Below are 14,320 nucleotides of genomic sequence, written 5' to 3'. Positions count from 1 at the left end.
TCCTTAGAATCCTAACTATTGCTGTGAATGAAGAAAATCTAGAATCTTTGTTGTCGCAGAATAAGTATCATTTCACGATTAACACTCTGTGTTTTTGAATTCTACTTCATCTGGTTTTTAAACCTGGTATACTACTCGGTCATTCTTTCTTTATTAGTAAGGAATAATCATGACACTTAAGGTTTCAGCAGGTAATGATATCAATGATTTTAACGCAATTATTGAAATTACTATGAACGGAGGGGGGGTTAAGTATGAATACAATAAAGAATTTCGACTTTTAACTGTTGATAGATTTATTCCTACAACCATGCATTATCCTTGTAATTATGGATTCGTGCCAAATACTCTGTCGGAAGATGGTGATCCACTGGATGTGTTAGTTATTACGCCAGTGCCTATACAGTCAGGAACTTTGATACGTGTTCGGGCAGTGGGGTTAATGCGAATGGAAGATGAATCTGGAAAGGATAGCAAAATATTAACGTTTCCTTTGGCTAAAGCTTGCAGAGAATATCAATCTATTCAGACTATCAAAGACGTATCACCTTTATTACTAGATACTATCACATATTTCTTTGAACATTATAAAGATTTAGAGCTTAATAAATGGGCCAAAGTGAAGGGCTGGGAAGATAAAGATGCCGCAGCAAAAGAATTTCAGGCCAGTATGAATTTTTTTAAAAAGCTAAAAGCTAAAGGTTAAGAATTTCATGCCGGATATAACTCGACTTTTTTTTGAGAAACCATTCAATCCTGACTGGATACGACCGATATTAAATGATGCATATCGAATGGATGAAACTGTTTGTGTAAAGCAGTTATTAGAATCTATTAATTTTACCCCAATTATTGAGCGTGCCGTAAGTCAATTAGCAGAAAAATTAGTCATCGCAGTGCGAGAACAGGAGAAAGAGCAAGGTGGTATCGAAGCATTTATAATGCATTACGATCTTTCCACGGAAGAAGGAATTTTATTAATGTGTCTTGCTGAGGCTTTATTACGTGTCCCGGATAAGCAAACTGAAAATTTATTAATTCGCGATAAATTGACCAGCGCGGAATGGAATAAATATATGGGGGCTAGTAAATCTGCTTTTGTAAATTTCGCCGCATGGGGATTGGCACTTTCAGGAAAAATATTACAAAAAGAAAAAGATGGGCAATTTAAAACTATTTGGCATAATCTCATTCGAAAAACTGGTGAACCTGTTATTCGTAAAGTGGTTCGTGAAACCATGAAATTAATGAGTGAGCATTTTGTTCTGGGCCGCACTATTAAAGAAGCCATCAAGCGTTCACGGACTAATTTGAAGGAGAATTTTCGATATTCTTACGATATGCTAGGCGAAGTAGCGCGAACACAAAACGATGCTGATCGTTATTATGATTCCTATTATCATGCAATTAGTGTCTTAGGGAAAAGTCATACGACATACAATATTTATGAAGCCCCAAGTATTTCTGTCAAACTATCCGCATTGTATCCTCGCTATAATTTTACAAAATGCGAATTGGCAGTGTCTTTTCTAATAAAACGTGTAAAAGAGTTAGCCTTGCATGCGAAAGCACAGAAAATTAGTATGACTATTGATGCGGAAGAAGCCGATCGACTAGATATGTGTCTGAATATTTTTAAAGGATTGTTCACAGAAAATGCTTTTTCTGGATGGGAAGGTCTTGGTCTTGCTGTCCAAGCTTATCAAAAACGTGCTTTGCCTTTAATTGAATGGTTAATTGAATTAAGTCGTCAACAAAAACGTCGTATTCCGGTTCGTCTGGTGAAGGGAGCTTATTGGGACTCTGAAATAAAACTAACTCAAATGGAAGGTTTGATTAATTATCCTGTTTTCACTAGGAAAGTGAATACCGATATTTCTTATATTGCCTGTGCAAAAAGAATGTTAAGTGCTCAAGATGCTCTTTTTCCGCAATTTGCTACCCATAATGCTTATTCAGTTGCAACGATTTTAGTTTTAATGAACCATCGTTATAAGGATTATCAATTTGAATTTCAAAACTTACAGGGCATGGGTAAAGCTTTGCATCATTATATCGTTACGAAATTAAATCTGCCTTGTCGAATTTACGCACCAGTAGGATGCCACGAAGATTTATTACCTTATCTCGTTCGTCGATTGTTGGAAAATGGAACTAACAATTCGTTTGTCAACCGAATTGCTAATAAGACAGTACCAATTTCACATCTCATTGAAAGCCCGATGAAAAAAATTGAGTTGTTTGAAAAAATTCCCAATCCTAAAATTCCTTTGCCTAGAAATCTCTTTAATAAAGAGCGATTAAACTCAATAGGCAGAGATTTAAGCAATTACGCGGAACTAAAATCTCTAGCTGAATCAATTTATAATGCACTAGAAAAAACGTGGGAGGCATCACCGTTTTTACGTGAAATTAAAAATGGCAAAGCTGTTTTTAATCCGGCTAATAATCAACATCAGATTGGTGTAATCGAGTTAGCAAATAAATCTGAAGTGGAACAAGCTGTTAAAGTAGGATCTTCGGCTTTTCCTACATGGGATCAAAAGGGAGTAGTTGCACGTTCTAATATTCTGCGAAAAATGGCGGACTTATTAGAAAAAAATCAAGCTGAATTGGTAGCTTTGATTGTGCGTGAAGGCGGAAGGACTCTTCAAAATGCTTTATCGGAAGTGCGAGAAGCTGTTGATTTTTGCTACTATTATGTTGAGCAGGCTAAAAAACAGCTGATTGATAAAGTATTACCGAGTTACACTGGAGAAAGTAATATACTGCGGATGAATGGTCGAGGTATTATCTTGTGTATCAGTCCCTGGAACTTTCCAGTAGCTATATTTACGGGACAGATTGCTGCAGCGTTAATAACAGGTAATGCTGTAATTGCTAAGCCTTCTGGACAAACACCTTTGACAGCAGCTAAAGTTACTCGTTTATTTCATGAAGCCGGTGTGCCCACAGAAATTTTGCAATTAGTGCCAGGCTCTGGTGAGACTATAGGACAAGCATTAATCGAAAATCTTAAAATCAGCGGGATTATATTTACGGGTTCCAATAGTACAGCACATCATATCCAAAAAACGTTGGCTAATCGATCTGGCCCTATCATCCCATTCGTAGCGGAAACATCCGGTATTAACTCCATGATAGCAGATTCGACAGCACTACCTGAACAATTAGTTCAAGATGTCATTGTTTCTGCTTTTGATAGCGCGGGTCAACGTTGTTCTGCCCTTCGTATTTTATATATTCAGGATGATGTTGCAGATAATGTAATCAAAATGCTGGCGGGTGCGATGGCCGAAATTAAAGTAGGTGATCCTATGTTATTAGCCACCGATGTGGGTCCTGTTATTGATGCTAAATCTCAAGCGGCCTTGCAAGAATACACCACTTTTATGAAAAAAGAAGCGAAACTGATTTACGAAGTCGATCTACCTTCAGCTACAGTTCTTGGGACATTTATTGCTCCCCAAGCTTATGAACTGCCTAACCTCAGCCTCATTAAAGGTGAAATCTTCGGACCCATTTTGCATGTTCTCCGATATCATCGTCAAGATTTAGATAAGGTGATAGATGACATTAATAGCTTGGGATACGGGCTTACTTTTGGTATACAAAGCCGTATTAATGAAACGGTAGATTATATCCAGCGTCGTATTAATGCCGGGAATATCTATGTTAATCGCAACATAATCGGGGCTGTCGTAGGTGTTCAGCCTTTTGGGGGAAGTTGGTTATCTGGAACGGGACCTAAAGCCGGCGGCCCACATTATTTGCCTCGTTACTGTATAGAAAGAACGTTAACGATTAACACGACAGCAGCTGGTGGAAATGCTGCTTTGATGACGATGGAAGATTAATAATATTGTTAATACCTAACCCTCAACTATGTTCAAAAAGAAAACAGTCCTTCTTCCGTAGGTGAGAAAAAATGATAAAAATGAGAAAGTGAATAAAGACTAAAAATATCGTTCTTTCAAGTTAAAGATCAGGGTAAGTTCAGAGTTTTTTCTTGTTAAGATACATCTTTTACTACTACTGAAAAAAAGACTTTGGAGTAAGAAGCTCAACAAAATCCTCAAAAGGAGAGTAAGTTTTTATTGTTAATAAACACATCTTGATGTGAAAGTTCCGATTAATGGTTTAAAATATAAGGTCTTTAAGTTAGATAAAGACAAATGACCTTCTGCAAAGAAGGACCTGATTATTGTTGTTTTTTAAGATATTAATTCTAAGTTCGTACTTAGCAACTCTTTATTCTCCTCTTTTCTTTCTAAAGAAATCTTTCTAAAGAAAGCAGATGAATAGAGAAGTTGTAGGCTTTGGATTCAGACATGCTATTTTTTCAAGGTTGTCAAGTTTATACAACGTTTCGTCAACAGCAAATTTTACAGCGCTTACAAAAAAAACAACCTAAAGTCTGTGCTATCGAAGCTACTTATAACTATTTTGTCAAATGTGAAAAACCTTTACATTCTAAAGAACGAAAACGGTTAGAATGCTTGTTACCAAACGCCCATTTTTCTAAATGTCCTACATTACTCGAAGAATTTTCATGTTGGGTATTTCCTCGTTTAGGAACTTTATCTCCTTGGTCGTCAAAAGCTACTGAAATCGCGCGTAATTGCAAACTTCCTATTACTCGGGTTGAGCGAGGAATTTTCTATCGTCTTTTCGGAATTACTCATAGGAATAAGCGTAACTCTCAAATATTGTTAGAATTACATGATCCATTAATCGAATCAATTCTACTTTCTTCAAACGAATTAAACCAATTATTTGAACATCGACCACTTTTAAATTTTGTATACATTCCTTTACTGGAAAAAGGAAAAGTTGCCTTATTACAAGCAAATCAACTATTGAATCTTGCACTAACTGATAAAGATATTCAGTATTTATTAGAAGCCTTCCACCAATTAAATCGTAACCCTACAGACGTTGAATTAATGATGTTTGCCCAGGTAAATTCTGAGCATTGCCGACATAAAACATTTAATGCAAGGTGGCGAATTAATGGACAATTAAAAGAAGAATCTTTATTTTCAATGATTTATTACACTTACCAAATAAATCCGAAACAAGTCCTGGTGGCGTATTACGATAATGCAGCAATTATTAAAGGTTCTGTTAGTCACTCTCTTGAAATTAATTTCATCACTCATTGTTATGAGAAAAAAAAAGAATATCTGCATAAAGTTTTGAAAGTAGAGACACATAATCATCCTACTGCTATATCTCCTTTTGCGGGGGCGGCAACAGGAAGTGGAGGTGAAATTCGGGATGAGGTAGCAACAGGTCGTAGTGCGCAAAGTCAAGCAGGTCTAACCGGATTTTCTGTTTCACATCTTCATATTCCTAATTTTTCTCAACCTTGGGAGAAAGATTTTAAAAATCCAAAATCATTAGCATCTCCATTAGATATTATACTACAGGGGCCTATTGGTTCGGCTTCATTTAATAATGAATTTGGACGTCCAAATGTTTGTGGTTATTTTCGGACATTGGAATATAAATGGAATTTTGGTTTAGAAATCGATACACAAGGAGAAACTATTTCTTATGGATATCACAAGCCCATTATGATTTCTGGAGGAATTGGACAAATTCATCATGCTCAAATTGAAAAACAATCTTTTAAGGAAAAAGTATTATTGATAGTTATTGGTGGCCCTGCTATGACTATAGGCTTAGGAGGTGGTTCTGCCTCTTCTCGAAGTAGTAATAAAGCCATCAAGGACTTGGATTTTGCATCTGTGCAATGCCCGAATCCCGAAATGCAACGTCGTGCACAAGAACTAATTAACGAATGTATTTCTTTGGGGGAAGAAAATCCTATTTTAAGTATTCATGATGTTGGAGCTGGGGGTTTATCAAATGCCTTTCCAGAGTTAATTAAAGCCAGTCAATGTGGTGGAGAGTTTGAGTTACGAGATATTCCTAATGCTGAACCTGGAATGACTCCCCTAGAAATATGGTGTAATGAAGCACAGGAACGATTTGTTCTGGCTATTAAATCGGAATCGCTAGAAATATTAAGCGCTATTGCTGAACGTGAGCGATGTCCTTTTGCAATTGTTGGATATACTAAAAAACAGAAAAAGTTGATAGTAAATGACAATTATTTTCACACTCGGCCTATCGAAGTGCCGTTTTCTTTATTATTTAATGAGATGCCAACCATACAACAAGACGATCAGCGATGCTTTCCTAAAATTCCACCTTTCGATACTTCAGGTATCAATTGGGAAGATGCTATTAAACGAGTTTTACAATATCCATCGGTAGGAGATAAAAGTTTTTTAATCACCATTAGTGATCGTTCTGTAGGTGGGAGAGTCGTACGCGATCAAATGGTTGGTCCTTGGCAAGTACCGGTAGCAGATGTAGCAGTTATGGTGGATAGCTTTTTCGGTTATCAAGGGCAAGCTCTGGCTGTGGGTGAGAGAGCACCCGTAGCGATCATTAATCCTATTGCATCAGCCAAGATGGCAGTCGGCGAAGCTATTACTAACATAGCTGCTGCACCTATTGATGAAATTTCTCAGGTGGTTTTATCGGCGAATTGGATGGCAGCAGCAAGTTTTCCAGGAGAGGGAGCAAATTTGTATGAAGCCGTTCGATCTGTTGCTAAAGAACTATGTCCTGCGTTGGGAATTTGTATACCGGTGGGTAAAGATTCCTTGTCTATGTATACTTCTTGGCAAGATAATAACCAAAAGCGAAGTGTGATATCACCACTTTCCTTAATCATTACAGCTACAGCACCTGTTTCAGATGTTCGTTATACACTCACTCCACAATTACAAACCGATGTTGGCGAAACTCAGTTGTTACTCATTGATTTAGGTAGAGGAGTTCATTTGTTAGGAGGTTCTTGTTTAGCCCAAGTTTATAATGAGATAGGGGATCAACCGCCTGATGTTTATGATCCTCATTTATTAGTTAATTTTTTTCGAGCAATTCAAATACTCAATCATAGGAAATTATTATTAGCTTATCACGACCGTTCTGATGGGGGATTATTAGCAACTTTGTGTGAAATGGCTTTTGCTACTCACACAGGTATTACCATCGAATTAAATTCATTAGGGAACAATCCAATGGCTAGTGTATTTACCGAGGTTTTAGGAGCTGTTGTTCAAATTAAAAAAGAAGATATTGTTGACGTGCTAACGATTTTAAAAAGATATGAGTTGGCAATATATACACACATTATTGGAGAGCTAAATGAAGCAGATAAATTTATTTTAAATTTTCGAGGAAAAGCAATTTTTCAAGAAAGTCGTATCAACCTACACCGATGGTGGAGTGAAACAAGTTATCGATTGCAGACATTACGAGATAATCCAGTTTGTGCTAAGCAGCAATATGATAAATTGTTAGATAAAAATAATCCTGGACTTATAGTACAAAATACTTTTGACAATAATAAAAATATTTTTTTCCCCTATATTAATTTAGGAACTCGACCTCGTGTTGCTATTTTACGAGAACAAGGCAGTAATGGTCATCGAGAAATGGCCGCCGCTTTTTATTTTGCAGGTTTTGATAGTGTTGATGTTCATATGAGTGATTTATTAAATAAACACGTCAATTTAAAAGAGTTTAAAGGATTGACTGCTTGTGGAGGATTTTCTTTTGGTGATGTATTAGGTGCTGGCCGTGGCTGGGCACAATCGATTTTAATGCATCCAAGAATTTCTGATGAATTCGCTTTATTTTTTCAAAGTAGCGATCGTTTTGCTTTAGGAGTTTGTAACGGTTGTCAGCTTTTTTCTCATTTAAAACCAATAATTCCAGGTACTGAAGATTGGCCTGTTTTCGAACGTAATACATCGGAGCAATTTGAAGCGCGTCTTTCCTTTGTGGAAATCCTAGAATCTCCTTCACTCTTTTTTCAAGGAATGGTAAGTAGTCGTCTTCCCATTGTAGTTTCACATGGCGAGGGACATACAGTATTCGAGATTGGGAAAGAGCAACGAGTAAAAGAAAATAAACTTATTACGTTATGCTATATTGATTCTTTTGGAATTCCTACAATAGATTATCCCGCAAATCCCAATGGTAGCAAAGCAGGGATTACAGGACTTACCACCCCAGATGGTCGTATAACCATTCTTATGCCTCATCCTGAACGAGTTTTTCGTACAGTGCAGTTTTCTTGGCATCCAAAGGAATGGGACGAAATGAGCCCATGGATGAGGATGTTCTATAATGCGCGGGCATGGGTGAATTAATTATATTAATCGTTATTTATACGATAATGAATTGAGTTTAAGTAGGGATAAACTTGAAATAAAAAGGAATAGTGAGTTGCATTTAACATGAATTGAAGTTGCAAGGAAAATGAGAGTATTGAAAAGATTCTTGTACTATATTCTTTTGATGAATTTTTTCTTTCTCTAACTGGTAAGTAAATTCTAACTATTTTCCAATTTATTACTTATATCTTACTGAATCTTTTAGTTTTAAAAATCAGTAAAAAAGTCGGCTAGAATCTTTTCTCTGCTATTCTTTTCCTAACCTTAGATTAATATTTCTGAAAAAAACAGAGCTAATTATGAATATGACTGAATTTAATAAGGTGAGGAAACGATTTCCTTTCGTTTTATTACGAAAAACTCAAAAGTGATTCTTATTAAACTGACTGAATCGACATCTTCCTTGAGCGCTGTTTTTCGAATGACCTATCAATGATAATCCGTAGAAAATATTACAAGGAAAATATGGATTTTTTAAAAAAATTATTTAAACTTTAGACATCTTTAGGTAAAAAAAATCGATATTTTTCTTCAAAATATGGTAGGGCGTCTAACTAAGATGATTCTGTTGGAAAGATCGTCAAGGACGATGTTTAAACTACAACGTCTTATGACAAAATCTGGATCACAAATTGGCTAAAAAACTTATTAGTAGAACAGATTTACAATATGCAGGAGCTTCCAGATCAAGAAATGAATTTTAACTCAACGTCACATACAGCCTTAATCTTGAAATTAATTATAATCTCTGCTCCTTTTTATTTTATTGGAGCCAATTTAGAGTCAAGCGTTGAGTTATTAAGAAGTACTTTTACTTAGTATATTTCTGTGATTTTTTTGAAAAACCCAATTTCCGGAGAAAACCCAGGTAGAATTAATATTGATAAGGACATTGTTCAGAAGTCACAGCCTGATTCTTTTTTATATATTCACGATTGAAGACAGATCTTACCGTAGAATATGCAGCAATGGGAAAGTTGACTAGGCTAAATTATTAAGTTTTAGTAATTAAAATAAGAAGAAGTGTTTATAATCTACTATAGTTTAAGTGATTACTAAAGTTATTTGTGGGAAAACTCAAAATCGGTGAAAAGATATTCTTGCAATTCTTTTTCGCAGTTAGTGTCTTACATACACCGATCCAGAATCCCACCTATACCACCACAATAAAAACACCACCATGCATACAGCTTTTAGCGCTTCTAGCAGAGAAATAATGGCTTACTGTAATTCTAGTATGCTGTCGTAGTTTATAAATGTTAGACTTGATTAATATTTTGTGTTGAGTAGTTAAAGATTAAGCTTTTCCTAGAGAATCAATTAATACTTTTAGGAATCGAGCAATTTCTCCGCCTGTAATAAATCGGTGATCACTAGTTACGGATAGCGGCAACATCCGATGAATTGAGGGCTGGCCATTTTCAGGCACTACCTGCTCTCGTATGCGACCCACACCAATGATTGTGAATATCGGTGGAAGGAGAATGGGATTTGCATAGCGTCCTGCAAAAATCCCAAAGTTGGATAACATAATTGTTGCACCTCGAAGATCTTCAGAAGAGAGACTCCTTGTTTGAGCCATCTTTTTAAAGTAGTCAATTTGTTGACGTAGTTCGTTATTACTTCGATGCACAACATCTTTTAAAACTGGAACATATAAACCATGAGGGGTATCAACTGCCACCCCGATATTGATATGTTTTTTTATCCTATAGCCCATTTTATCACTATCAAAATAAGCATTCATAATAGGGATTTCTATACAAGCTTGTGCAATAGCTCGAATCAGTCGTATTGAAATATCTTGTTGACCCTTCCAGGCATGAACATCCACATCATCCACTAAACTAACAGGAACGATATTACGATGAGACTGACTCATACTGAGAACCATTGCACGTCGTACATTGGATAAAGGAGTAAGCTCTGTTTCGATTTTTTGACCTTTATTCGAAGAGGTTTGGTACAATTGAGCAGATTGCTTAACTTCTTCAGTAGTAATCATTTTACCTTGAGGTTTAATCATAGAAAGATCCACCTTGAGTTGCTTGGCGAGCATTCGAACTAATGGGGTTGCTTTAGCAATCTTTCTTCTTTCTTCGGATTTTTGCACTTTAATGCCTGTGGCAACTTCTTTTAAAATAGTTTCACTACTTTCAATAGCACCAACTACTGTCCCTGCATCGTTTTTAGGAGTTTCTTTTTCAGCCTCTTCTTCAAATCCAACAAGTGGATGACCAGTTTTTACGATGTCACCTACTTCACCAAATAATTTTTCAATTTTATCGGACAATGGAGAAGGAACATCTACAAGTGCTTTTGCTGTTTCCATAGCAACTAATGGCTGATCCACAATGACTTCATCACCCTCTTTCACATACCATTCACGAATTACTGCATCAGGTAAGCCTTCTCCTAGGTCGGGCAATTTAAAAACTTTCATCAGGAAAATTCCATCAACGATTGTACAGCTTTAAAAATCTGGTTGGTACTTGGCATATATTTTTTTTCTAATTGAAAATAAGGCATTATAGTGTCATATCCAGCTACACGTTTAATAGGTGCTAATAAAGAGAGTAAACCTTGTTCAGCAATACCGGCCGCAATTTCAGCTCCAACTCCACCAGTTAATGGAGCTTCATGGATGATCACGCAGCGTCCAGTTTTTTCTACTGAATACAAAATAGTATTCATATCCAGCGGTTTAATGGTAGCAACATCGATCACCTCTGCTTCGATACCTTGCCGAGCGAGCTGATCAGTCGCTTCCATAGTCTCTTTAAGCATAGCTCCCCAGGTTACGAGAGTAACGTCAGAACCTTCACGTAAAAGGAAACATTGATCTAAAGGAAGTTCTTTCCCATCATCCGGAACCTCTTGCTTCACTAAGCGATAGATACGTTTCGGTTCTAAAAAAAGAACAGGATCGGGCTTACGAATAGAAGCCAACAATAACCCGTAAGCTCTGGCAGGAGAAGAAGGAATAACAACCCTTAATCCCGGAATATGAGCAAATAGCGCTTCCATACTTTCTGAATGATGTTCAGGAGCACGGATACCACCTCCAAAGGGAGCACGATAAACGATAGGACAATGCAATCGGCCTCGAGTTCGATTCCGTAACCGTGCTGCATGACTCAAAATATGATCAAAACCGGAATAAATAAATCCTTCAAATTGAAATTCCGCGATAGATTTTAACCCCTGAGATGCCATGCCTATTGAAATTCCAGCAATCATACTTTCAGCTAATGGCATATCTAAAACTCGCTCTGGCCCAAACTTCTCAAGCAATCCTATGGTAGCTCGGAAAACACCTCCGTTAATACCAACGTCTTCTCCTAATACAATAACAGAATTATCCTTTGTCATCTCATAAGCTAATGCTTGATTGACAGCTTCAATCAATGTAATTCCCATCATTCTTCTTTTCCGATTAGCTCATCACGTTGTTTTTTAAGTGATTGAGGCAATTCCTCATACAAATAATCAAACATATCTGTCGGCTTTGATGGAGGCCTATCTAAAAATTCTTTTACAATTTGCTCAACTTCGTTAGATAACTCAATTTGCAGTCCTATTTCTTTGTCTCGTGACCATAGTCCTTTGGATTCCAAATAATATCTAAGTCGAGCAATTGGTTCACGTTTCCAAGCCATTTTCAGCTCTTCAGAGGGCATGTAGCGGCTCGCATCATCTGCGGTAGTATGATCGCATAATCGATATGTGATAGCTTCAATTAAGGTGGGGCCGCCTCCTGCTCGTGCTCTCTCTAAAGCTTTGGAAACTGCATAACGGACGGCAATAACATCATTACCGTCTACTTGCAATCCATCAAATCCTCCGGCGATGGCTTTTTGAGCCAATGTTTGACAGCCAGTCTGTTGATTACGGCCTACTGAAATGGCCCATTGATTATTATTAATGACAAAAACCACCGGCAATTTCCAGCATCCAGCTAGATTAATTGCTTCGTAAAAATCACCTTTAGAAGTTCCACCATCTCCACAAATCGTTACTACAGCACGACATTGTTTTCGATATTTAATAGCGTACGCAATGCCAGCAGCGTGCAGAAGTTGTCCCGCAACAGGAATACAATTAGGAAAATCGTCTTTAACTCCAGGATTAGAATAATTACTGCCCTGTTCATCTCCTCCCCAATAAGCCAAAAATTCTGATAATTTTATTCCTCTCTCAAGACATGCTCCTTGATCACGATAATAGGGGCAAAAAACGTCTTCGACCTGCATGGCATTTCCCATACCAACTCCTACTGCTTCCTGACCCTGAGAAGAAGGATAGGTACCCATCTTTCCAGTGCGTTGAAGGTTAACAGCTTTATTATCAAAATGACGGATAAGAGACATTTGACGGTAGAGATACAATAGCGTATCAGGATCTGCAAATTCGGGAAAAGGCTGAGAAGGCTGGCTGTTGACGTCGAGAAACTGTAAATATTGAACGGTAAAACTGGCAGTAGTTGTTGTTTTCAACATCGTACTGTCGTCTCCAATCCATGAGAGTTCAAAGCGGTGAGTTTTTCTTTAGCCATGAGAGCAGCTACTTCCGTAGTTGGTTTATTTTCTTTTAAAGAACGTGTAAATAATTCTAAAAGACGGTCATATAACTTTTCGATTAATTTATTAGCGATATTAACGTTATGATAATCATGGACTGAAGCTGCTTGAATTAAGCCCCCCGCATTAATAACGTAATCAGGAACATAGAGAAATCCGCGTTGATGAGCAATGACACCGTATTTTTGATGAGCAAGTTGGTTGTTAGCAGGACCTGCAATAATGAACGCCTTGATTCGATTAAGTGTATTTAAATTAATAACGCTGCCGATGGCAGCAGGTGAGAAAATATCGCATTTTATATCATAAATTTTCTCGGGAGGGACCACATTTGCTTTAAATTCATCTATAAATCGTTGGGTTGCTTCTGGTTTAAGATCGCAGATGGTGATAGTAGCTCCCTGTTGGTGCAAAAGTTGAGCTAGATAATAAGCTGTCTTTCCGGCACCTTGTATAGCAATGTGTAAGCCTTCCAAATCATCACGATTCCATTTAAATTTAATAGCGGCCTTTAATCCGAGAAAAACGCCTTTCGAAGTAAAAGGAGATGGATCGTCTTGAACTGCGTCAGTTCCTGCAGCACCGATAACTTGCGGTGTACGTTCAGAAATGACATCCATATCCTTTGTTGTTGTTCCAATATCCATTGCTGTGATATATCGCCCGTTCATATCATGAACAAAATCACCAAAAGAACGAAAAAGCGCTTCACGATCATAAGCAACGGAAGGTTTCATAATAACAGCTTTAGCTCCACCATGAGGAAGATCGCTAAAAGCAGCTTTTAAGGTCATCATGTAGGACAAGCGTAAGGCATCTTTTAATGCTAAATTCATTAAAGCATAATGGTAAAATCGACAACCCCCAATAGCAGGTCCTCGTTTAGTGCTATGAATAGCAATGATGGCCTGCAGTCCACTCGTGGAATCAATCTTAGTATGAATATCACCAAAGCCAAGCATTTTGGCATAACGCATTAAGCCTTCGTGCGTAGGATGACTTCGTTTACGTGCTTGTAGCATAGATAAAATTCTTTAAAGTACCTAGAAAAAAGTGTACTCATTAATTAATGTATACTTATTAATAATAACAAGGATTTTAATAATATGTAAGAGGGATTTTTTATAATTTATTTTCCGAAAATAATTACTCGTTGGGAAAAGCCCCTTAGATATACTTTTAGATATACTTTAAAAAATATATTATCTTTTTCTTTGAAGTCACTACACTAAGTGATTAAGGAATAAAATGGATAAAATTTAATGTGTTCTTAACAAACAATAGAAAAGCAATTATTTGATATTTTTTTGTCTGATAAAATGAACTGTAAATTACTTTGGTTTATTAAAAAATTAACGAAAACAGATATTTTTGGGTTTGATATAGGGGGTGAAGTTTCAATATAGACTTTTCTTGTAAGTTCATATTAGGGTTTATTGAATATATAAAATAAATTTAAGTATACAATAACTATATACT

General features: G+C 36.8%; 7 protein-coding genes. 3 read left to right on the top strand and 4 right to left on the bottom strand.

What is annotated here, in order from left to right:
• The first annotated feature begins 169 nt into the window (after window positions 1–169).
• The 3 genes from ppa to purL all read left to right on the top strand — a co-directional run bounded on the left by ppa (window position 170) and on the right by purL (window position 8,237).
• Window positions 170–706, top strand: a complete 537-nt coding sequence (gene ppa, locus ONG85_RS00250; protein ID WP_264435589.1) for an inorganic diphosphatase — start codon at window positions 170–172, stop codon at window positions 704–706.
• A 7-nt stretch (window positions 707–713) separates the two neighbouring features.
• A complete protein-coding gene (gene putA / locus ONG85_RS00245) occupies window positions 714–3,857 on the top strand; it encodes a bifunctional proline dehydrogenase/L-glutamate gamma-semialdehyde dehydrogenase PutA (RefSeq protein ID WP_264435588.1) in 3,144 nt (1,047 codons plus the stop codon).
• A 474-nt stretch (window positions 3,858–4,331) separates the two neighbouring features.
• The gene (purL, locus tag ONG85_RS00240; RefSeq protein WP_264435587.1) at window positions 4,332–8,237 is read left to right on the top strand and encodes a phosphoribosylformylglycinamidine synthase; all 3,906 of its coding nucleotides are present in this window, start codon (window positions 4,332–4,334) and stop codon (window positions 8,235–8,237) included.
• 1,321 nt (window positions 8,238–9,558) lie between these two features.
• Here the strand turns inward: purL and ONG85_RS00235 are convergent.
• Genes ONG85_RS00235 through ONG85_RS00220 form a run of 4 tightly spaced genes read right to left on the bottom strand, consistent with a single transcriptional unit; the run spans window position 9,559 to window position 13,863 of the window.
• The gene (locus tag ONG85_RS00235) at window positions 9,559–10,704 is read right to left on the bottom strand and encodes a dihydrolipoamide acetyltransferase family protein (RefSeq protein WP_264435586.1); all 1,146 of its coding nucleotides are present in this window, start codon (window positions 10,702–10,704) and stop codon (window positions 9,559–9,561) included.
• Window positions 10,704–11,684, bottom strand: coding sequence for an alpha-ketoacid dehydrogenase subunit beta (locus tag ONG85_RS00230; RefSeq protein WP_264435585.1), 981 nt, complete (start codon window positions 11,682–11,684; stop codon window positions 10,704–10,706). Before ONG85_RS00230 ends, ONG85_RS00235 begins: the two co-directional genes overlap by 1 nt.
• On the bottom strand, window positions 11,681–12,760 hold the full coding sequence (gene pdhA / locus ONG85_RS00225; RefSeq protein WP_264435584.1) for a pyruvate dehydrogenase (acetyl-transferring) E1 component subunit alpha: 1,080 nt from the start codon (window positions 12,758–12,760) through the stop codon (window positions 11,681–11,683). Before pdhA ends, ONG85_RS00230 begins: the two co-directional genes overlap by 4 nt.
• Window positions 12,754–13,863, bottom strand: coding sequence for a Leu/Phe/Val dehydrogenase (locus tag ONG85_RS00220; protein WP_264435583.1), 1,110 nt, complete (start codon window positions 13,861–13,863; stop codon window positions 12,754–12,756). The genes pdhA and ONG85_RS00220 overlap by 7 nt, the downstream gene beginning before the upstream one ends.
• Between the last annotated feature and the right edge of the window lie 457 nt (window positions 13,864–14,320).

The organism is Coxiella endosymbiont of Dermacentor marginatus (assembly GCF_907164955.1).
Lineage (GTDB): Bacteria > Pseudomonadota > Gammaproteobacteria > Coxiellales > Coxiellaceae > Coxiella.
Note: the sequence above shows the minus strand (reverse complement) of the source record. Positions and strands in the feature narration are given on the sequence as shown.

What these genes read in the sequence shown, in the direction of transcription:
- ppa (WP_264435589.1), top strand. Translation starts at nt 170, where the DNA reads ATGACACTTAAGGTTTCAGCAGGTAATGATATCAATGATTTTAACGCA.
- putA (WP_264435588.1), top strand. Translation starts at nt 714, where the DNA reads ATGCCGGATATAACTCGACTTTTTTTTGAGAAACCATTCAATCCTGAC.
- purL (WP_264435587.1), top strand. Translation starts at nt 4,332, where the DNA reads ATGCTATTTTTTCAAGGTTGTCAAGTTTATACAACGTTTCGTCAACAG.
- ONG85_RS00235 (WP_264435586.1), bottom strand. Translation starts at nt 10,704, where the DNA reads ATGAAAGTTTTTAAATTGCCCGACCTAGGAGAAGGCTTACCTGATGCA.
- ONG85_RS00230 (WP_264435585.1), bottom strand. Translation starts at nt 11,684, where the DNA reads ATGATGGGAATTACATTGATTGAAGCTGTCAATCAAGCATTAGCTTAT.
- pdhA (WP_264435584.1), bottom strand. Translation starts at nt 12,760, where the DNA reads ATGTTGAAAACAACAACTACTGCCAGTTTTACCGTTCAATATTTACAG.
- ONG85_RS00220 (WP_264435583.1), bottom strand. Translation starts at nt 13,863, where the DNA reads ATGCTACAAGCACGTAAACGAAGTCATCCTACGCACGAAGGCTTAATG.